Source organism: Oerskovia sp. NPDC060287, assembly GCF_042726775.1.
Lineage (GTDB): Bacteria > Actinomycetota > Actinomycetes > Actinomycetales > Cellulomonadaceae > Oerskovia > Oerskovia merdavium.
Genome location: NZ_JBHXBO010000007.1, coordinates 1 through 19692, shown reverse-complemented (window position 1 = coordinate 19692; position 19692 = coordinate 1). Strand labels below are relative to the sequence as shown.

General features: G+C 73.1%; 18 protein-coding genes. 7 read left to right on the top strand and 11 right to left on the bottom strand.

Annotated features, from left to right (window positions below):
• Nucleotides 1-12: 12 nt before the first annotated feature.
• Nucleotides 13-966 carry an alpha/beta fold hydrolase gene (locus tag ACFWFR_RS01360; RefSeq protein ID WP_377620700.1) on the bottom strand — a complete coding sequence of 318 codons (954 nt, stop codon included), beginning with the start codon at nucleotides 964-966 and terminating at the stop codon, nucleotides 13-15.
• Nucleotides 967-1191: 225 nt separating this feature from the next.
• Here ACFWFR_RS01360 and ACFWFR_RS01355 point away from each other — a divergent pair, with 225 nt between their 5' ends.
• The 4 genes from ACFWFR_RS01355 to ACFWFR_RS01340 all read left to right on the top strand — a co-directional run bounded on the left by ACFWFR_RS01355 (nucleotide 1192) and on the right by ACFWFR_RS01340 (nucleotide 3905).
• A complete protein-coding gene (locus ACFWFR_RS01355; protein ID WP_191800720.1) occupies nucleotides 1192-1587 on the top strand; it encodes a YciI family protein in 396 nt (131 codons plus the stop codon).
• A 12-nt stretch (nucleotides 1588-1599) separates the two neighbouring features.
• On the top strand, nucleotides 1600-1938 hold the full coding sequence (locus ACFWFR_RS01350) for a YciI family protein (RefSeq protein ID WP_377620721.1): 339 nt from the start codon (nucleotides 1600-1602) through the stop codon (nucleotides 1936-1938).
• Nucleotides 1939-1960: 22 nt separating this feature from the next.
• The gene (locus tag ACFWFR_RS01345) at nucleotides 1961-3238 is read left to right on the top strand and encodes an RNA polymerase sigma factor (protein ID WP_377620698.1); all 1278 of its coding nucleotides are present in this window, start codon (nucleotides 1961-1963) and stop codon (nucleotides 3236-3238) included.
• 355 nt (nucleotides 3239-3593) lie between these two features.
• Entirely contained in the window at nucleotides 3594-3905 is a 312-nt protein-coding gene (locus ACFWFR_RS01340; protein WP_377620696.1) for a helix-turn-helix transcriptional regulator, read from the top strand.
• Nucleotides 3906-4143: 238 nt separating this feature from the next.
• Here the strand turns inward: ACFWFR_RS01340 and ACFWFR_RS01335 are convergent, their stop codons facing one another.
• From ACFWFR_RS01335 to ACFWFR_RS01315, 5 genes are all read right to left on the bottom strand, one after another.
• Nucleotides 4144-4728: a type II secretion system F family protein gene (locus ACFWFR_RS01335; protein ID WP_377620694.1), complete on the bottom strand. Its 585-nt coding sequence runs from the start codon at nucleotides 4726-4728 to the stop codon at nucleotides 4144-4146.
• The gene (locus tag ACFWFR_RS01330) at nucleotides 4725-5414 is read right to left on the bottom strand and encodes a hypothetical protein (RefSeq protein WP_377620692.1); all 690 of its coding nucleotides are present in this window, start codon (nucleotides 5412-5414) and stop codon (nucleotides 4725-4727) included. Before ACFWFR_RS01330 ends, ACFWFR_RS01335 begins: the two co-directional genes overlap by 4 nt.
• Nucleotides 5411-6562: a TadA family conjugal transfer-associated ATPase gene (locus tag ACFWFR_RS01325; protein ID WP_377618301.1), complete on the bottom strand. Its 1152-nt coding sequence runs from the start codon at nucleotides 6560-6562 to the stop codon at nucleotides 5411-5413. Before ACFWFR_RS01325 ends, ACFWFR_RS01330 begins: the two co-directional genes overlap by 4 nt.
• On the bottom strand, nucleotides 6559-7383 hold the full coding sequence (ssd, locus tag ACFWFR_RS01320; RefSeq protein ID WP_377620691.1) for a septum site-determining protein Ssd: 825 nt from the start codon (nucleotides 7381-7383) through the stop codon (nucleotides 6559-6561). Before ssd ends, ACFWFR_RS01325 begins: the two co-directional genes overlap by 4 nt.
• Before the next feature lie 186 nt (nucleotides 7384-7569).
• Nucleotides 7570-9204, bottom strand: a complete 1635-nt coding sequence (locus ACFWFR_RS01315; protein ID WP_377620689.1) for an FAD-dependent oxidoreductase — start codon at nucleotides 9202-9204, stop codon at nucleotides 7570-7572.
• A 166-nt stretch (nucleotides 9205-9370) separates the two neighbouring features.
• On the opposite strand from ACFWFR_RS01315, the gene ACFWFR_RS01310 reads away from it, so the two are divergent.
• The gene (locus tag ACFWFR_RS01310; protein ID WP_377620687.1) at nucleotides 9371-10246 is read left to right on the top strand and encodes an HAD family hydrolase; all 876 of its coding nucleotides are present in this window, start codon (nucleotides 9371-9373) and stop codon (nucleotides 10244-10246) included.
• Nucleotides 10247-10674: 428 nt separating this feature from the next.
• Nucleotides 10675-12084 (top strand): NAD-dependent malic enzyme, encoded by a 1410-nt coding sequence (locus tag ACFWFR_RS01305; RefSeq protein WP_377620685.1) that lies wholly within the window; start codon nucleotides 10675-10677, stop codon nucleotides 12082-12084.
• 112 nt (nucleotides 12085-12196) lie between these two features.
• Here ACFWFR_RS01305 and ACFWFR_RS01300 read toward each other — a convergent pair whose 3' ends face one another.
• Genes ACFWFR_RS01300 through ACFWFR_RS01280 form a run of 5 tightly spaced genes read right to left on the bottom strand, consistent with a single transcriptional unit; the run spans nucleotide 12197 to nucleotide 17294 of the window.
• Complete coding sequence (locus ACFWFR_RS01300; protein WP_377620684.1) at nucleotides 12197-12859, bottom strand: ABC transporter ATP-binding protein; 663 nt, start codon at nucleotides 12857-12859, stop codon at nucleotides 12197-12199.
• A complete protein-coding gene (locus ACFWFR_RS01295) occupies nucleotides 12859-13770 on the bottom strand; it encodes an ATP-binding cassette domain-containing protein (protein ID WP_191800703.1) in 912 nt (303 codons plus the stop codon). Before ACFWFR_RS01295 ends, ACFWFR_RS01300 begins: the two co-directional genes overlap by 1 nt.
• Complete coding sequence (locus ACFWFR_RS01290) at nucleotides 13767-14588, bottom strand: ABC transporter permease (protein ID WP_377618292.1); 822 nt, start codon at nucleotides 14586-14588, stop codon at nucleotides 13767-13769. The genes ACFWFR_RS01295 and ACFWFR_RS01290 overlap by 4 nt, the downstream gene beginning before the upstream one ends.
• Nucleotides 14581-15693 carry an ABC transporter permease gene (locus ACFWFR_RS01285; RefSeq protein WP_377620682.1) on the bottom strand — a complete coding sequence of 371 codons (1113 nt, stop codon included), beginning with the start codon at nucleotides 15691-15693 and terminating at the stop codon, nucleotides 14581-14583. The genes ACFWFR_RS01290 and ACFWFR_RS01285 overlap by 8 nt, the downstream gene beginning before the upstream one ends.
• Nucleotides 15693-17294, bottom strand: coding sequence for an ABC transporter substrate-binding protein (locus ACFWFR_RS01280; RefSeq protein WP_377620680.1), 1602 nt, complete (start codon nucleotides 17292-17294; stop codon nucleotides 15693-15695). The genes ACFWFR_RS01285 and ACFWFR_RS01280 overlap by 1 nt, the downstream gene beginning before the upstream one ends.
• A 358-nt stretch (nucleotides 17295-17652) precedes the next feature.
• On the opposite strand from ACFWFR_RS01280, the gene acs reads away from it, so the two are divergent.
• The gene (acs, locus tag ACFWFR_RS01275; protein ID WP_377620678.1) at nucleotides 17653-19683 is read left to right on the top strand and encodes an acetate--CoA ligase; all 2031 of its coding nucleotides are present in this window, start codon (nucleotides 17653-17655) and stop codon (nucleotides 19681-19683) included.
• Nucleotides 19684-19692 lie beyond the last annotated feature (9 nt).

Here is a 19692-nt window from a genome sequence, read left to right as displayed (position 1 = left end):
CGCGAGGCGGGGTCATGACCCTCTGACGGCCTCCTGCTGCGCCAACCAGGTGAGGATCGCTCGGTTGGTCTCCTCCGGCAGCTCTTGCTGGATCCAATGACCACAGTCCAGGGTGACCACGTCCACCTGGGGGACGAACTCTGCCAGCCTCTCGGACCGCGCGACCTGGTCCCGGTCGCCGTAGATCATGAGTGTCGGCTGCCGGATGATCGGGTCCACGCCCGCCAGGAGACGCCAGTTGCGGTCCAGGTTCCGGTACCAGTTGATGCTTCCTGTGAAACCGGTCGACTCGAACGCGGACACGAGGACGGCCAGCTCGCCGTCGCTCATGACGGGCTCGCCGAGCGGCGTCTGCGCCCGGGCGAGGTTCATCATCGCCATGCCGGGCTCTGGTGCTCTGGGGGGCTCGTTCTTCCGGTACAGGTTGCGGAGGAACTGGGAGGTGTTCGCGTCGAGCACGGCGTCCGCGACGCCTGGCTGTCGGTTGAAGTGGACGAAGTAGAAGTCGCCGCCCAGCACCTCTTCCATGAGCTCGACCCAGGGCCGCTCTCCGCGCTCCTGGTACGGCAGGCTCAGGTTGATCACCCTGTTGACGCGGTGCGGGTGCAGCAGCGTCAGCCCCCAGACGACGAACGCACCCCAGTCGTGACCGACGAACGTGGCGTCGTCGTACCCGTAGTGATCGAGAAGCGCGACGAGATCGCCCGACAGATGTTCGATGTCGTACGCCGTCACGTCGGCCGGGCGGGACGAGCCGCCGTAACCTCGCTGGTTCGGGACGATGACGTGATAGCCCGCCGCGACGAGGGCGGGCACCTGGTGGCGCCAGGAAGAGGCATGCTCCGGCCAGCCGTGGCACAGCACGACGGGCCGTCCTGCGTTGTGCCGGCCGGCTTCGAAGACCTCGAGCTCCACTCCGTTGACAGGAACGAGGGTGGGTTCGGGGAAGTCGCTGAGGTCGGGCATCGGGGTTTCTCTCCATCGGGTACCGGGACTTGTCGGTGAGCTCATGCCGCCATCGTGCGACCAGTACAGGTCAGCTTGTGACCGGTACTGCGCACGCCCGTACCCCGCGGTCTCTCGCGCCCGCCGCGACCACCCGCGAAACTGGTCGCGAGGGGCTGTCGATTCCGTCGGTGGTCGCGCGTCATCGTGATGAAGGACCATCCATCCGCACCACCTGGAGGAATCATGAGCACCGAGTACGCAGTCCTCATCCACGCCCCGGAAGACGGCACGCCCGCCATGCGCCCGGACCTGGCCGAGGAGATCATGGCCCAGCACGAGGAGTTCTCGCGCCGTGTCGAGGCGGAGGGTCACCGGATCTCGGGCGGTGTCGAGCTCGAGGCAGCCGGGACGGCGACCCTCGTCCGCCCGGGGGTCGGGACGACCGAGGGCCCGTTCACCGAGCTGGCCGAGCAGATCGGCGGCATCTACCTGGTCGTGAGCGACGACCTGCCGGGCCTCGTGACGATCATCGACGAGGTCTTCGCGGGCGACGGCTGCACGTACGAGATCCGCCCCACGGTGGATCACGGCGGGGTCGACGACGCCGCCGCGACCGCCGGCGCACGGGCGGAGGCCTGAGCCGTGAAGGTCATGTTCCTGCTGTACGGGGACGAGCAGGTCTGGGCCGATGCCTCCGCGGAGGAACGTTCGCGGTACATGGCCCAGCACGACGAGTTCGCCGCGTTCCTCAGGAACCACGGGAGCATCGTGGCCGCGGAGGCGCTGAGCACGATCGCCGCGGCCACGACGGTCCACAGCCGCGAGGGTGCGGTGGTCGTGACCGAGGGGCCGTTCGCCGAGCTCGCCGAGCAGCTCGGGGGCTTCTACGTCGCCGTGCTGCCGAGCATCGACACCGCGATCGAGGCCGTCACCCTCCTGCCGCAGTACACGGTCGAGCTGCGTCCGGTCGTGGACGTGGACGGCCTGTGACGTCGTCGTCGGTCGCGCAGCCGTGACGCTCGTCGACGACGCGCTCGCCTCGGCGTGGCGCGACCACTGGGCGCGGTTGCTCGCGATGCTCGTCGCGCGCTACCGCCGTCCGGATCTCGCGGAGGACGCGCTCGCGGACGCGTTCGCGGCCGCGGCGAGGACGTGGCCCGTCGACGGCGTGCCGGACTCTCCTGCCGCCTGGCTGCGGACAGCGGCCGGGCGGCGCGTCCTCGACCGTCTGCGCGCCGAGGCGGTCGCGGCCCAGAAGGAGCCGCTCATGATCGTGGAGGCGCAGTCCGCGGCCGAGGCGGCGGACGGCACGCCGGGCATGGTCGACGACGGCGCGCACCTGCCCGACGACCGGCTGCGCCTCGTCTTCTCGTGCTGCCACCCGGCGTTGTCGGTCGAGTCGCGTGCGGCGTTGACGCTGCGGTTCGTCGCAGGCCTGCCCGTGCCGGACATCGCGCGGCTCTTCCTGGTCCAGGACGCGACCATGGCGGCGCGTCTGACGCGTGCGAAGAAGCGTCTGGTGGCGGCGGGCATCCCGTTCGAGGTGCCGGCGCCCGAGCGCCTGGACGACCGGCTCGACGACGTCGCCTCGGTCCTGTACCTGACCTTCACCGCGGGGTACGCGCCGGGCACGGGGCCCGACGTGCTGCGGGTGGCCCTGGCGGGCGAGGCGATCCGGTTGGCACGCCTGCTCGACGAGCTCCTGCCGGGGCGCCCCGTGGTGCGGGCGCTGCTCGCCCTCATGGTGCTCCAGCACTCGCGGCGCGACGCACGCGTCTCCGTCGAGGGGGCCCTGGTGCTGCTGGCGGACCAGGACAGGTCGCGGTGGCACCGCGGCGAGATCGCGTCGGGTCTCGCGCTGCTGGCCTCCGTGCCCGACGGCGTCACTGGCCTCGCGCACGAGTACCGCCTCCAGGCGTCGATCGCCGCCGCACACGCTGTCGCGGGACGCGCTACCGACACGGACTGGGGCGGGATCGCCGACCTGTACGCCGAGCTGGAGACGGCCACGGGCTCGCCCATGGTCCGGCTCGCCCGGTCGGTCGCGGTCGCGGAGGCCGAGGGGCCGACCGCCGGGCTCACGCTGATCGACGACTTCGAGGGGATCGACGAGGCGCTCCGGACCAACCATCGGCTACCCGCGACCCGTGCCGAGCTGCTGGCGCGTGCGGGCCGACCTGCCGAGGCCGTGGCGTCGTTCGAGGAGGCGATCGGCCGGTGCGGGAACGCGGCCGAGCGAGAGCATCTGACGCGGCGGCTCGCGGAGGTCCGTGAGGATTTGGTCGGCTAGCTCGGGCGGACTGGACCTGTGGACCTGTGGACCTGTGGACCTGTGGACCTGTGGACCTGTGGACCTGTGGACCTGTGGACCTGTGGACCTGTGGACCTGTGGACCTGTGGAAAGCCTGACCCATGGCCCGCCTGCCGGCCAGCATGGATCAGTGGCATCCGATCAGCAGCATCGCTGAACCTCGTCCACGTGGCTGGCTGCCTCGGAGACTCCACGAGTTCAGGACTCCGCGGCGAGCAGTCCAGGAACGTCTGGCGAGTCCCCAAGTGTTGTGGCGAGCGCTGTTCGCTCAGCGAAACCACGGCCCGCTCATCGAACACGACTCCCGATTCCCACACACCCCTGCGAGGCACACATGCTCCCCCGACCACTCGCCCACATGATCCCGGAAGGCCCGTCGTGGCCGCTCGACGATCTCCCCCTGCCCTCCGGGTACGGGGTACCGCTCAGCCGGGTCGCTGCCGGCGCGATCCGGCTCGAGTCCGCACGGCGCGACATCAGCCAGGAGGACCTCGCCGAGCTGCTCGGTCGGTCGCGCAGCGCGATCTCGCAGCGCTTCACGGGCAAGGTCGCCTGGTCGCTCGACGACCTCGGCACCATCGCCGCAGCGTTCGGCTGTCCAGTCGACGACCTCCTCGACGACGGCTCGCAGCGTGGGCGCCGCTGACCCCCACCCTCGGCTACCACGCCGCCAGCCCCGCGTCCTCGGCTCGCCGCGCGCCGGGCTGCGATCAGTCACCGCCCCTGCCGCTCACCTCGGCACGACCGTCCGCACCATCACCCGGCATCCGTTCCCCGCCGCCGAGCTCGGCCAGCGACAGCAGCATCGGCAGCAGTCCCACGGACGCCACCGCTCGCACGTCAGCACGAGCACCACCAGTACCAGCACCAGCACCAGCCACCCCTCACCCACCACCGAGCACCCCACCGCCCAACGACAGCAGCACGGGCAGCAGCCCGATGAGGACGAACGCCGGCAGGAAGCACACCCCCAGCGGCAGGACCAGGTGCACCGCGAGCCTCGCTGCGGCCTGCCGTGCGGCCGCCTGCTGGTCTCGCCGGAGCTGCTCGCCCGCCACGCGCAACGACTCCCCCGGAGCGGCTCCCTGCTCCCATGCCGGTGCCAGCGCCGAACGCACCACGTCCAGCCGCGTCGGCGCCCCGGACCACGCCTCGGCCCACCCGGCCCCGAGCACGACCGCCGCTCCGGCGCGGTGGAGGGCGACGCCGTCGGGCCCCCCGACCGCCTGGCCCACCGCCTCGAGCGCACGCAGGACGCTCGTCCCCGCGCGGACCGCAGCCGCGAGCAGCTCGAGCAGGACACCGATCTCGACCGGCCCGCCCGTCCCCGGCGTCCGGCCGGGAGCTGCCGCGACGGCCACGAGGCCACCGAGCCGAGCCCGCACTCCCGCCCGGGCGACGCACCACGGGCTCGCGGCGACCAGGAACCCGCACGACAACGCCACCGCGAGCGGCCAGTCGACGCTCACGGCGGCGCCCCCGCCGCCCTGGCCCTCGCGACCAGTCGACCTGACCACCGGCGACCCACCAGGAGCAGCACCCCGCCCGCCAGCAGCCCAGCAGATCCCACCCCGCCACCCAGCGCGGTCGCCACAGGATCGACCCCCAGCACCACGCCGAGCAGCGCCCCGACCGCCGGGAGCCACAGCAGCACGCGCGCCGTCGCCTGAGGGCCGGCGAGCGACGCCTCCCGGTCGGCCCGCGCTTCCGACTCCGCGGACAGCGCCTGGGCGATCGACTCGAGGACCGCCCCGAGGGGTGCCCCCACGTCGGCCGCCAACCGGCTCGCCGCGACGACCGCCGCGACCTGCCCCGACGCCTCGTCCGAGCCGTGTGCGCCCACGACCACGCGCAGGTCGGCGGTCTCGGGGACACCCCGGGGGTCCACCCGCACGCCGGCCGCGGTCGCCCACGCGTGGCCGGGCGCGCTCCCCGAGCGCACCAACGACGCGACGTGCGAGACGAGCACGCGCACCGAACGCCCGGCGACCGGACGTCGACCGAGAGCCCGCGCGACCACCCCGGAGCCCTCTCGCCACCCCGCCGACCGCACCCGATGACCGGCCGTCACCTCTGCGGCTCGCCGACCCGCAGGAGCCACGGCCACCCAGACCGCGCACCCGACCGTGACCGCGACCGCGAGATCGCCGCTCACACCCCGCTCCACCGGTCGGCGAACGCGTCCCATCCCTCGGCCGCGACCGGTTCCCGCACGCCGTCCCAGGTCGCGACGGGCTCGACCACGAGCTCGCCCCGGACGTCGCGCCGCACGGCACCGATCTCCGCCAGGTACCGGACCCGCCCGGACCGGCGCAGGTGCAGCACCACGTCGAGCGCCCCCGCTGCCTGGGCGGCCACGGCCTCGCGCGTCATCCCCGCCAACGCAGCGAGGGCCTCGAGCCGCGCGGGGACGACCGACGCGGAGTTGGCGTGGATCGTGGCGAGCCCGCCGTCGTGACCCGTGTTGAGGGCCATGAGGACCTCGCGGACCTCGGCACCACGGCACTCGCCCAGGACGATCCGGTCCGGGCGCATGCGCAGGGCGTTGCGGACCAGGTCCGCCAGGTCGACGGCCCCCGCGCCCTCGACGTTGGGGCGCCGCGCGGTCAGGGGGACGACGTGCGGGTGGTCGGGCACGAGCTCGCGCGCCTCCTCGACGCACACGACGCGCTCGTGCCCCGGCACGAGGGACAGCAGCGCGGCGAGCAGCGTCGTCTTGCCCGTCCCCGTGCCGCCCGAGACGAGCATGTTGGCGCGCGCCGCGACGAGGCGCCGCAGCACCGGGCCCCACGGGGCGGGCAGCCCGCCCGAGTCCACGAGCTCGTCGAGCGTGAAGGCCCGCGAGCGCAGCACGCGCAGCGAGATCACGGCCCCCGACTCGCACACGGGAGCGATCGCTGCGTGCAGCCTGGTGCCGTCGGGCAGCCGCGCGTCCACGAGCGGGCTCGCGTCGTCGAGCCGCTGCCCGCCCGCGGCAGCGAGCCGGACCGCGAGCGCCCGGACCTGGGCCACGCTCCCGAGGTGCACGGGCGCACGTTCGAGGCCCGCCCCGCGGTCGACCCAGACCTCGGCGGGCGAGTTGACCAGGACGTCGGTGACGTCGGGGTCCTCGAGCAAGGGTTGGAGCGGTCCGGCCCCGTACAGCTCGGCACGTGCGCGCCGGGTCAGGTCGGTCAGGGCGTCGCTGCCGAGCACGCGCCCGGTGCCGCGCAGCGCCGCCCGGAGCTCGGAGTCGTCGGCCGTGGTGCCCCCGACGAGCCGGCCGCGCACCTCGGCCAGGAGCCCGTCGTCGATCGGGCTCACGCAAGGACCGGGCTTCGGGTGACCGTCCGGGCGGTGACGAGCGCCGCGAGCTCGCGTCCTGCGCGTCCCAGGGGGCGACGTGCTCCGACGGGTGGGCCCTGCCCGCGGTCGACGCGCGCCGCGAGGGTCCGGTCCCATCCGGCGACGCACGCGAGCGGGAGCCCGACGACGTCGCTCACCTCCCACGGGTCCAGCCGCCCGGGCGCGGGTCGCCGTGCGACCAGGCGCATCGACCGGTCGGCTCCGGTGCGGCGCGCGAGCGTGACTGCCGCGACGGCTCCCGCGACCGCGGGCACCTCGAGCGGGGTCACGAGGAACAGCGTGTCGCACGCCCCGACGAGCGCAGCGTGGTCGGCGTCTCCCCTCTCGCAGGGCCCGGCTCCCGCCCCGGCCCCGGCCGCGGTCGGCGCGGACGCGACCGCCCCCGCAGCGAGCGCCGCGCGCGGCAGGTCGAGCACCAGGACGTCGCACGCGTCCGCGAGCGCCGAGCACACGTCGACGACCACGCCCGGGTCGAGGACCACCGGGTCGGCGCGGTGGGCGCTGAGGACCGGCACGGTGGACCAGGTCGGCAGCAGCTCCACGAGCGCTCGGCCGTCCACCTCGCCCCGGGCGTCACGGAGGTCCGCCCAGCGCGGGCCGTCCCGATGGTCGATCCCGAGGAGCACGTCGATCCCTGCGCCCGTGGTCGCGAGGTCCACGAGGACCGGTCGTCGCCCGGCCCGCTGCAACCCGTCCGCGAGCGCTGCTGCCACGGTGCTCGCCCCGGCCCCGCCGCACGCCCCGACGACCCCCACCACGTCGGCCTCTTCCCGTCCCACGGCTCCCCCTCTCGTCGCGACGCGCGGGGCAGCCGTGGGCTCGACGAGCGGGCCGCGGACCTCCTCCGCACCGGCCCGTCCGCACGGGCCGACCTTCATCCTGGGGCGAGACGACCGAGGGCGGGGGCTGCGCCGTCGGGCCTGTGGACGACCGCGCCCGCCGTGCCCCTGTGGACGAGCCCGACGTCAGTGAGCCAGAGCGAGGTACTGGTGCGCGTACGCGATCACCATCCCGCCCTCGCCCACCCCGGCCGCGACACGCTTGACCGACCCGGAGCGCACGTCGCCGATCGCGAAGACCCCCGGGGCGCTCGTCTCCAGGGCGAACGGCCGGCGCTCGGCGGTCCACTGCGGCGCGGCCGCGGCCTCGGCCCCCGTGAGCACGAACCCGTGCGAGTCGCGCGCGACCTCCGCGGGCAGCCAGCCCGTCACGGCGTCCGCGCCGATCATCACGAACACGACCGGGAGCGCACGGCGAGCGGTCTCCCCCGTCCGCCCGTCGAGCACGTCGACGTGCTCGAGTCCCTCGTCACCGTGCAGGTCGACGATCTGGGCCCGGGTCTCGACCTGGATCCCGGGGTTGGCGGCGATCTGGTCGATCAGGTAGCGCGACATGCTGGCAGCGAGCGACTCACCGCGCACGAGCATCGTGACGGACCGGGCGTGCCGCGAGAAGAAGATCGCCGCCTGCCCTGCCGAGTTCCCCGCGCCGACGATGCAGACGTCCTGCCCCTGGGCGAGGGCCGCGTCGCTGCGCGCGGCCCCGTAGTACAGGCCGTTGCCGAGGTAGCGGTCCACGGCCGGCAGCGCGAGCGTGCGCCACTCGACCCCGGTCGCGACGATCACGACCTGCGCCCCGAGCGCGTCCCCGCCGTCGAGCACGACCCGGTGCGATCCCGGGTCGATCGACTCGACCGTGCGCGTCACGACGATCTCGGCGCCCAACCGCTGCGCCTGGGTCAGCGCGCGGCTCGCGAGGTCGTCCCCCGAGATGCCGTAGGGGAACCCGGTGTAGTTCTCGATCCGCGTCGAAGTCCCTGCCTGGCCGCCCGGCGCGAGGCTCTCGACGACGAGCGTGCGCAGGCCCTCGGCCGCAGCGTTGACCGCCGCGGTCAGCCCCGCGGGCCCCCCGCCGAGGATCACGACGTCGTAGTCCGGTGCGGTGGGCTCCACTGCCAGACCGACCGCGTGCGCGACCTCACGCATGGTCGGCGCGACGAGCCGCGACCCGTCGCGCAGCTCGAGGACCGGGTGCGCGGGCGCGACCCTCGCCGCGACCTCGGCCGGCGCCTCGACCACGACCCGGTCGAACGGCACGTGGTTGCGCGTGAGGAACGTCGCCAGGTCGCGGACGCCCGCGTCGAGCCGGGGCCCGATCACGTGCGCCTCGGCCACGGGCTTCTCCGAGGCGTGCGCCTGGAGCGCGTCGAGGTAGCTGCGCGCCAGGGTCGCGACGTGGGCCGGGACCGCCGGCGCCATGGCCGCGAGACCGTAGAAGACCGTCGCGTCGAGCTTCATGATGCGCGTGGCCTCGGTCGCGCGCCCGCTCGCCGGGAAGCTCGTGCTGAGCGTCATGGGCACCTCGCCGAAGAACATGCCCGGGGTGCGGACCCCGATCACGCGTTCGTCGCCGTTGATCATCTTGGTGATCTCCGCACGCCCCTCGATCACGACGAAGAACGCGCGCTCGTCGCCCTCGTGCGCGAAGTACTCGCCCGGCAGGAGCCGGATGTCCTCGACCGCCCCGACGAGGAACTCGAGCGGCTCGGGGGGAAGGGGCTCGAAGATCGTGATGGCGCGGAGCTCGTCGAGCGTGATCATGCGTGCCTCCCACGGGGCTGGGCCACGGTCCGTCCGGCCGAACGTACCGCGCGGGCGGCACGACGACATCCCGTCGGGTGGATCTGCCCGGGACCGCACGGCACCCGCGGCACGACGACGCTGCCGAACCGGGACATCTCGTGCGCTCGCCGGTTAGGCTCACCGGGTGACCCAGCCCCAGGACTCACCGCAGACCGGTCCGCGCAGCGCGCCCCTCGCGCCTCCCCGTCCAGGCGCCCGCGAGACGCGCCCGCGCAAGGTCGCCGCGTTCTTCGACCTGGACAAGACGATCATCGCGACCTCGTCGACCGCCGCGTTCTCCAAGCCGTTCTACGCGGGCGGGCTCATCAGCCGCGGCGACGTGCTGCGCAGCGCGTACGCGCACTTCCTCTACATGGTCGGCGGCGCGGACGCGGACCAGACCGAGCGCATGCGCGCACACCTCAGCTCGCTCGTGACGGGCTGGGACGTGCGCGTGGTCTCGCAGATCGTCGAGGAGACGCTGCACGAGTACATCGATCCGGTCGTCTACGCCGAGGCCGTCGAGCTCATCGTGAGCCACCACGACCGGGGGCACGACGTCGTGATCGTCTCGGCCTCGGGCTCCGAGGTCGTCGAGCCCATCGCCGCGGTGCTCGGCGCGGACCACTACGTCGCGACGCGCATGGAGATCGTCGACGGCCGCTACACGGGCGAGATCGACTTCTACGCGTACGGCGAGAACAAGGCCCTCGCGATCCGCGAGCTGGCGGAGACCCACGGCTACGACCTCGACGCGTCCTACGCCTACTCGGACTCGATCACCGACGCTCCCATGCTCGCGGAGGTCGGCCACGGGTTCGCGGTCAACCCCGACCGGACGCTGCGCCGCCTCGCGGGCGAGAGCGGCTGGGGCACGCTCACCTTCGTGCGCCCCGTCACGCTGCGCACCCAGCTCGCGCCGCCTCGGGGCGCGGTCGTGGTCGGCGGGGCCGTGACGGTCGCGGTCGTCGGCTGGCTCGTGTGGCGCGCGGTGCGCAAGCGCTCGGGGCGTGCCGGGTAGCGATGCCCCGGGCTCTCCCGGCGGTCCGCACGAGCGGGCCGGAACGTGGCCTGTTCGAACCCGCGGGGTCCCCGTTGTCCGGCTCCTCCCGGCTCGGGATCGAACACCCGGTGGAGGTTCTCCCGTTCTCCCCGCCACCCCTTGCGCGGCGTCCCGGAGCGGCGTATCACTGAGGAACAACAGCATCAGGGACGGGCGGAACCCACGCGCGAGAAGTCCACGCATAGGACTGGCTGACCGGGCTCGCCCCGTTGCAGCACCTACCCTCGCAGCACGCTTGTTAACCCCCGTCCCGCTGGCGAGCACGGCGCCCCTCCGGGGGCGCCGTTCCCGTGCCCGGGGCCTCTTCCGGCGCCACCGCCACGCCGGGTCCGCCGCTCACCTGCTCGGTGCACCAGCTGCGCACGACAGGCGAATACGCTGACCACATGACCTCAGCGCCGAGCGTTTCCTCGTCCATCACCGTCCGCCTCCAGGTCGAGGCCAGGCCCACCGCGGTCAGCGAGCTCACGACGGCGATCGAGCAGTCGGGCGGGATCGTCTCGGCCCTCGACGTCACGGCCTCGGGGCACGAGCGCATCACCGTGGACGTCACGGTCGCGACGCGCGGCGAGTCGCACGCCGCGGAGATCGTCGCGGCGCTGCGTACCCTGCACGGCGTGACGGTGGACCGGGTCTCGGACCGCACGTTCCTGCTGCACCTGGGCGGCAAGCTCCAGATCGAGTCCAAGGTCCCCATCCGCAACCGTGACGACCTGTCGATGATCTACACGCCGGGCGTCGCGCGGGTCTGCGAGGCCATCGCGGCGCACCCCGAGGACGCGCGGCGCCTGACGATCAAGCGCAACACGATCGCGGTCGTCACGGACGGGTCGGCGGTCCTGGGGCTGGGCGACATCGGCCCGCTCGCGTCGCTGCCCGTCATGGAGGGCAAGGCCGCGCTCTTCAAGCGGTTCGCGGACATCGACGCGTTCCCCATCGCCCTGGACACGCAGGACGTCGACGAGATCGTGCGCACGGTCAAGGCCATCGCGCCGGTCTTCGCGGGCATCAACCTCGAGGACATCTCGGCGCCGCGCTGCTTCGAGATCGAGCGTCGCCTGCGCGCCGAGCTGAGCATCCCGGTGTTCCACGACGACCAGCACGGCACCGCGATCGTCGCGCTCGCGGCCCTGACGAACGCGCTCAAGGTCGTGGGCAAGGACCTGGCCGAGGTGCGGATCGTGCTGTCGGGGGCGGGGGCCGCGGGGACGGCGGTCCTCAAGCTGCTCCTGGCCGCGGGCGCGCACGACGTCGTGGTCGCCGACGTCGACGGCGTGATCCACCCCGACCGGCCCGGCCTGTCGCCCGCGCTCGCCTGGACGGCGATCAGCACCAACCCGCGGCGCGTGAGCGGGACGCTCGTCGAGGCCCTCGCGGGGGCCGACGTCTTCATCGGCGTCTCCGCGCCGGGCATCCTCACGGGCGACGACATCGCGACCATGGCACCCGACTCGATCGTGTTCGCCATGGCCAACCCCGAGCCCGAGGTCGACCCGGTCGACGCCGCGCAGCACGCCGCGATCGTCGGCACGGGCCGCAGCGACTTCGCGAACCAGATCAACAACGTGCTCGCGTTCCCGGGGGTGTTCCGCGGTCTGCTCGACGCGCAGTCGCACAAGATCACCGACACCATGCTGCTCGCGGCGGCCCGAGCGCTCGCCTCGACGATCCACGAGGACCAGCTCAACCCGACCTACATCGTGCCGAGCGTGTTCAACCCCGAGGTCACGACGGTCGTCGCGGCGGCCGTCGAGGCCGCGGCACGCGAGGAGGAGGCCGCCGCGTCGGTCGTCTGACCGACGCCCGGCCCGGCTGGACCTCTCGTCGGGGCGACGTGCCCGACGGCGCCGCGCACCGCCGTCGGGCAGGACGCCTCTCCCCCGGCCGCCCCGCCCGGACGCGGACCGCTCAGCGGGGGGCCGGCGCCCGCCGCAGGTCCGCGAGCGCGCTGACCTGCGAGCAGCACGCGGCGAGCAGCTCCTCGTCGTGGCTGATGAGCAGGACCCCGACGCCCTGCGCGGCGGCCTCGGCCTCGACGAGGCGCACGAGCGTGGCGGTCGTCGCGGCGTCGAGCATCGCGGTCGCCTCGTCGCAGATCAGGTAGCGCGGCTCCTGCGCGAGCGCCCGGGCCAGGCAGGCCCGCTGGAGCTGCCCGTCGGAGACCTGGTAAGGCCTGCGCGTGAGCAGGTCGGGGGTCAGGCCGACGCGCGCCGCGACCCCCTCGACGTCGACCGGGCGACGGGCGACCTCGGCGGGCTGGGCGATGATCGAGCGCAGCGTCAGGCGAGGGTCGGTCGAGGCTCGCGGCGACTGGAAGAGCATCGCGACCGATCCGCGCAGGTCCCCCTGGACCGCGAACCGCGTGCCCGTCGCGACCTGGTCGTCGATGGTCACGGTCCCGGCGCGCGGTGCGTCGAGCAGCGCCAGGACACGGGCGAGCGTGGTCTTGCCCGTGCCCGAGGGCCCGGAGAGTCCCACGATCGTGCCCGCCGGGACGCTGATCGAGACGTCGGTCAGGACCGGGGGCTTGCGGCGGTATCCCGCCACGACGCCACGCGCCTCGAGGCTCATCAGGCCACCTCGCGCAACGTGCGGTAGGAACGGTCGCCGACCTGGACCAGGGCTGTCGGGCCTCCCGACTGCCGCGTCTCGGGGCGGCGCAGGAAGTACACGCAGTCGTCGGGCAGGTCGGTGAGCTGCGGCGGCGAGCCCGGCAGCGGGTGCAGCCCGCGTGAAGGCAGCGCGCCCAGGAGGTCGCGCGTGTAGTCGTGCCAGGGGTCGTCGAACACCTCGGCCGCCGGGCCGGTCTCCATGAGGCGCGAGGCGTACATGACGGCGAGCCGGTCGGCCACGCCCGTGCGGACCAGGGACGCGAGGTCGTGCGTGATGAGCAGGACCGCCGCACCGTCGTCGGCGCACTCGCGCAACAGCCCCAGGACCCTGTCCGTCAGGGCCCGGTCGAGGCTCGCCGTGGGCTCGTCCGCGACGATCACCGAGGGGTCGCCCGCGAGCGCCCCCGCGACGGCCACCCGCTGGGCCATCCCGCCCGAGAGCTCGTGCGGGTAGCAGTCCAGCGCCGACGGGTCGAGGCCCACGCGCACGGCCAGCTCGTCGCTCGTGCGCGGGGAGCCGAGCGTCGTGATCGTCTCGTCGAGCTGGGAGCGCGCGGTGCGCACGGGCGTGAGGTGCGTGGCCGCGGACTGCGGGACGAGCGCGGCATGCAGACCCCGGAAGGGCTCGCCGGCGAACACGTCCAGAGCGCCCTGCGGGGTCGTGACCGTGATCGACCCGCTCCGGCGCGCCCCTGCCGGGAGCTGGTCCATGACGGCCGAGGCGAGGATCGACTTGCCGCAGCCCGACTCGCCCACGAGGGCCGTGATCGTGCCCCGCGGGACGTCGAGGCTCACGTCGCTCGCGGCGTGCACGACCGACCCGTTCGGCAGGGGCAGGCGCACGGTCAGGTTCTCGACGCGCAGGCTCACAGTCTCAGCTCCGAGGGTTGGGGTGGGGTGATGACCTTGCGCAGGGCCTGTCCCGCGAACGCCACGGCGAGCGTGACGATCACGAGCACGGCCGCGGGGAAGACGAGCGTCCACCAGCCGCCCAGGAGCAGCGAGCTGCGCGCCTCCTCGAGGAGCGTGCCGAGGCTCGGCTCGTGCGGAGGCAGCCCGAAGCCCAGGAAGGACAGCGTCGACTCGTGCCACACCGCGTGCGGCAGGAGCAGGACCACGGCGATCATGGCCTGCGGCGCGGTCGCGGGGACCAGGTGGCGCACCGCGACCTGCCAGCGGCTCGCGCCCGCGAGGACCGCCGCGTCGATGTACGGGCGCTGGCGCAGGCTGAGGATCTCCGAGCGGATGATGCGCGCGACCTGCGTCCAGTGCGTCAGGGCGATCGACAGGACGATCGCGAGGAGGCTGCCGCGGAACATCGCGACGATCACGATCCCGAGCAGCAGGTGCGGCAGCGCGTTGACCGCGTCGGTGCTGCGCATGATGATCCGGTCCGGCCACCCGCCCCAGAACCCCGCGGCGGTACCGACCACGACCCCGATCACGGTCGCGAGCAGCGCGCACAGGAGCGCCACGACGAGCGAGGTCCGGATGCCCGACGCGATGCGGACGAACAGGTCGCGTCCCGCGGAGTCGGTGCCGAACAGGTGGTCCGCCGACGGCGCCTGGCGTGCCTGCGCGAAGTCCGTGACGCGGTCGTCGACGCCCGCGAGCCACGGGACCAGGACCGCGTAGAGCACCACGACGGCCAGGACCGAGCCCGCGATCACGAGGTTGCGCCTAGCCATCGGTGCTCACCCGGGGGTCCATCAGGGCCACGACGACGTCCGCGAGGAGCGAACCGACCATGACCACGACCGTCGTCCCGATCGTCAGGAACGCCAGGAGCGCCATGTCGAGGTCGCGGGCCGACGTGACGATCGCTCCCGCGACGCCGGGCCAGCTGAAGACCTCCTCGACCAGGACGGCTCCCACGACCAGCTCGGGCAGGCGCACCCCGACGATGTTGACGAACGGCGCGAGCGAGGTCGGCACGATGTGGCGGCGCGTGATGGTCGGCGTCGGGATGCCGCGCGAGACCGCGCCGGCCACGAAGTCCTCGCCCTTCGACGTCACGACCGACTCGCGCACCGCGAGCAGCAGCCACGGCACCTGCGAGATCGCGAGGACCACGACCGGCAGGACCAGGTGCCGCAGCACGCCCCCGACCGTGGGGTCCGCTCCCCCGTCCGTGAGCCCGGCCGCGGGCAACCACCCCAGCGCGAGAGCGAACACCGCGATCGCCGCGAGCGACATGACGAACGGCGGCAGCCCCTGCACCACGACGCACAGCGCCGTGACTCCCCGGTCCAGGATCCCGCCGCTGCGCACGCCCGCCGCGATCCCCAGCGCGAGCGCGACCACGACCGCGAGCGCGAGCGCGGTGCCCGCGAGGAGCAGCGTCCACGGCAGCCGCTCGCCGATGACCTGGGCGACGGGCTGGTTGAACGACCGAGACAGCCCCAGGTCCCCGCCGAACAGGTCCTGCACCCATCCCCAGTACGTCGAGTACCAGGGCCGGTCGAACCCGAGCTGTTCCGAGATGATCGCCTTGTCGGCGTCGCTCGTGGTCATGTACCGGGTGCCGAGGTACCCGACCAGGGGGTCGAACGGCGAGTACTTGGCCGCCGCGAACAGTCCCGCCGAGACGGCCGCCGTGACCGGCACGATGAAGAGCAGGCGGCGCCCCACCATGGCCCAGATGTCGCGGTGGCGCCCCCGGCGCAGGTCCTGCACCGAGGGTGCCTGGCCCTCCGAGGGGCGGGGGGCGTCGTCGGGCACCGTGCCTGCCTGCCCCGCGTCCTGACCGGTACCGGCCGGGTGCTCCTCGCGCCCCGCCTGGACCGTGGTCATCAGTCCCGCGTCCAGGACTGCAGCGACCACCACGGCCCCCACGTCACGCCGTGCGCGTGCGGCTCGAGCACGGGGCTCGACATGGTCCAGCCCGCGTCCTTGGAGACGTACGTGTGGTCGAGGAACACGAGGTACACGTAGCCCGGGTCGTCGACGTAGGCGTCCTGGACCTCGCGGTAGGCCGCGTCGCGCTCGGCCTGGTCGAGGCTGCGGCGCCCCACCTCGAGCGCGGCGTCGACCGTCGCGTCCTGGTAGTCGCTCGGGTTGTCGTAGATGCTGCCGACGTCGGGCTGGACGAACACCGAGCTCAGGGCGCCGTACGCCTGCGTGTCCGGGTCGAACGGCTCGTCGCCGCCGCCCAGGAGCGTCGAGTCGGTGTTGATGCGCGGGTCGATCCGGTCCCAGGACAGCGCCTCGAGGTTCACCTCGACGCCCACCGCGAGCGCGTCGGACGCGAAGGCCTGCGCGAGGTCCCGGCGGACCGTGTCGACCGAGTTGTACATGAGCGCGATCTGCGCGCGCTGCCCGTCCTTGACCCGGATCCCGTCCGGGCCCTCGATCCAGCCCGCGTCCGTGAGGATCTGCTCGGCCCGGGCGGGGTCGTAGGTGAAGATCGCGCCGGGCTCGTAGGCGTCGCCGTAGACCTCAGGGATCGGGGTCGCCGCGACGCGTCCGTGCCCGCCCAGGACATTGTCGATCATCGACTGCCGGTTCGCGGCCAGGTTGAGGGCCATGCGGACCGCGGGGTCGCCCGCGACGGGGTTGTCGGTGGGGAGCGAGAGGCCGCGCCAGTCGGCCGAGGTGTGCGCCGTGACGGTCATGCCGTCCTTGCCCTCGAACGTGTTCGCGAGCAGCGGCGGCAGGTTGGTGCCGTCGATCTCGCCCGAGGCCATGCGCTGCGCGCGCGTGTTGTCGTCCGGGACGTAGAGGAGCGTGAGCTTCTTGACCTCGGGTGCTCCGTCCCAGTAGTCCTCGTTGGCCTCGAGGACCGCGCGGTCCGGGGACAGGTCGACGAGCGTGTACGGCCCGGTCCCGATCGGTGCGGTGTTGAGCGTGGACTCGGCCGCGAGGCCCGGCGTCGCGACGGACTCCGAGGGAACGACGCCGATGAGCATCTTTGTCAGGAGCGGCGCGTAGGGGTACGCGAGGTGGAACTCGACCGTGTCGTCGCCGGTCTGGACGACCTCCTCGATCATGTCGAACGACGACCGGGCCTCGGACGCGGACGCCGGGTCGAGGATCGCCTCGTACGTCGCGACCACGTCCTCGGCGCCGAACGTGCTGCCGTCGGAGAACGTCACGTCGGGGCGGATCTTCACGGTCCAGACGGTCGCGTCCTCGTTGGCCGTGGGGAGCTCCGCGGCGAGCGCGGGCTCGAACCCGGGCATCCCCTCGCCTCCCGTGAGGCGGACCAGACCGTCGTACATCTTGGCCTCGCCCGCGGCCCCGAAGCCTGCGACGGGGTTGTACCCGCCCAGCTCGTAGCCGTCGGCGAGCACTATGCCGTCGGTGCCGTCGGCCCCCGCCGCGCTCGCGCCGTCGACGCTCCCGCCCGGTGTGGTGCAGGCCATGAGGACCAGGACGCCGGTCAGGGCGATCACCGGGAGAACAGGACGTACTGCTCGAGATCGCGCCACGACGTTCCTTTCGCAGCGAGCACAGGGTGCTCACCTGGTCAGTAGTTCGGGTTCCGGCCATCGTGGCACTCCTGCGACGTTGTCGCATGAGGAACCCGGGCCGGACGACGCCGATCACCCTTTTGTCAGCACCCTCGCCCATTTCGAGAAGCAGTGACGCCGGTCACCCGATCGGGTCTAGACTCGCCCAGTCGGGGCAGGACAGGCCCCGTCGCTCGACGTGTCTCGCACCCCTCCGCGCCGCTCGCAGGCCGAGGGGATCTCACGTCATGAGCCCCCGCACCAGAGTCGATGCGCACCGGAGGTAAGAGTGCCTGAGAATGTGACCGCCACCGAGAACCAGGTCGACGGGCAGCCCGAGTCCACGGGACTGGAGAACCTCCTCCACGAGGAGCGCAGCTTCCCGCCGAGCCCCGAGTTCGCCGCCCAGGCCAACGCCCGGCCGGCGCTGTACGAGGAGGCCAAGGCCGACCGTCTCGCGTTCTGGGCACGTCAGGCCACCGAGCTCGTGTCGTGGAGGACGCCCTTCACCGAGACCCTCGACTGGTCGAACGCGCCCGTCGCGCGCTGGTTCGGCGACGGCACGCTCAACGCCGCCTACAACGCGGTGGACCGCCACGTCGAGGCCGGCAACGGCGAACGCGTCGCGATCCACTTCGAGGGCGAGCCCGGCGACACGCGCACCGTCACGTACGCGGACCTGCAGCGCGAGGTCTCGCGCGCGGCCAACGCGTTGAACGCGCTCGGCGTGACCACGGGCGACCGCGTCGTCATCTACCTGCCCATGATCGTCGAGGCCGTCGTCGCCATGCTGGCCTGCGCCCGCATCGGGGCCCCGCACTCCGTGGTGTTCGGCGGGTTCTCGGCCGACGCGCTGCGCAGCCGCATCGCCGACGCCGAGGCCAAGGTCGTCATCACCGCGGACGGCGGCTACCGCCGCGGGTCCGCGTCGGCGCTCAAGCCCGCGGTCGACGAGGCCCTCGCAGCCAAGGACGGCGCCGAGCCCACCACGGTCGAGCACGTCCTGGTGGTGCGCCGCACCGAGCAGGACGTCGAGTGGACGCAGGGACGCGACGTCTGGTGGCACGACGCCCTCGAGGCGGCCGACGTCCAGCACACGCCCGTGTGGGTCGAGGCCGAGCACCCGCTGTTCATCCTCTACACGTCCGGCACCACCGGGAAGCCCAAGGGGATCCTGCACACGACCGGTGGCTACCTGACGCAGGCCGCGTACACGCACAAGAACGTGTTCGACCTCAAGGCCGAGTCCGACGTCTACTGGTGCACCGCGGACATCGGCTGGGTCACGGGCCACTCCTACGTGACCTACGGCCCGCTGCTCAACGGCGCGACCCAGGTCATCTACGAGGGCACGCCCGACTCCCCGCACCAGGGCCGCTGGTGGGAGATCATCGAGAAGTACAAGGTCTCGATCTTCTACACCGCACCCACCGCGATCCGCGCCTGCATGAAGTGGGGCGAGGAGATCCCGAACAAGTTCGACCTCACGAGCCTGCGCGTCCTGGGCTCGGTCGGCGAGTCCATCAACCCCGAGGCGTGGATGTGGTACCGCCGCGTCATCGGTGGCGACAAGGCACCGATCGTCGACACCTGGTGGCAGACGGAGACGGGCGCCATCATGATCTCGCCGCTGCCGGGCGTCACCGCGACCAAGCCGGGCTCGGCCCAGGTCCCGCTGCCGGGCATCGTCGCGGACGTCGTCGACGACAACGCCCAGCCGGTCCCGAACGGGGGCGGCGGCTACCTGGTCCTGTCCGAGCCGTGGCCGTCCATGCTGCGCGGCATCTGGGGTGACCTCGAGCGCTTCAAGGACACCTACTGGTCCCGCTTCCCGGGCATCTACTTCGCGGGCGACGGCGCCAAGAAGGACGAGGACGGCGACATCTGGCTGCTCGGCCGCGTCGACGACGTCATGAACGTCTCGGGTCACCGCCTGTCGACCACGGAGATCGAGTCCGCTCTCGTCTCGAACCCGCTCGTCGCCGAGGCCGCGGTCGTGGGCGCCACGGACGAGCTCACGGGCCAGGCCGTCGTCGCGTTCGTCATCCTGCGCAGCGAGCACGCTGCCCGCGCGGCGGACCCGGAGGGCGCCGCGGCCGTCGAGCTCGAGCTGCGCAACCACGTGGCCAAGGAGATCGGGCCCATCGCCAAGCCCCGCAAGATCCTCGTGGTCCCCGAGCTGCCCAAGACGCGGTCGGGCAAGATCATGCGCCGCCTGCTGCGCGACGTCGCGGAGAACCGCACGGTCGGGGACGCGACGACGCTCGCGGACTCGTCCGTCATGACGCTCATCGCGTCGGGGCTCGCGAAGCCGGCAGGCTCGGAGGACTGAGCCCGGCCC

Coding starts and splice junctions, on each gene's coding strand:
- ACFWFR_RS01360 (WP_377620700.1), bottom strand. CDS start 966: ATGCCCGACCTCAGCGACTTCCCCGAACCCACCCTCGTTCCTGTCAAC.
- ACFWFR_RS01355 (WP_191800720.1), top strand. CDS start 1,192: ATGAGCACCGAGTACGCAGTCCTCATCCACGCCCCGGAAGACGGCACG.
- ACFWFR_RS01350 (WP_377620721.1), top strand. CDS start 1,600: ATGTTCCTGCTGTACGGGGACGAGCAGGTCTGGGCCGATGCCTCCGCG.
- ACFWFR_RS01340 (WP_377620696.1), top strand. CDS start 3,594: ATGCTCCCCCGACCACTCGCCCACATGATCCCGGAAGGCCCGTCGTGG.
- ACFWFR_RS01315 (WP_377620689.1), bottom strand. CDS start 9,204: ATGATCACGCTCGACGAGCTCCGCGCCATCACGATCTTCGAGCCCCTT.
- ACFWFR_RS01305 (WP_377620685.1), top strand. CDS start 10,675: ATGACCTCAGCGCCGAGCGTTTCCTCGTCCATCACCGTCCGCCTCCAG.
- ACFWFR_RS01300 (WP_377620684.1), bottom strand. CDS start 12,859: ATGAGCCTCGAGGCGCGTGGCGTCGTGGCGGGATACCGCCGCAAGCCC.
- ACFWFR_RS01290 (WP_377618292.1), bottom strand. CDS start 14,588: ATGGCTAGGCGCAACCTCGTGATCGCGGGCTCGGTCCTGGCCGTCGTG.
- ACFWFR_RS01285 (WP_377620682.1), bottom strand. CDS start 15,693: ATGACCACGGTCCAGGCGGGGCGCGAGGAGCACCCGGCCGGTACCGGT.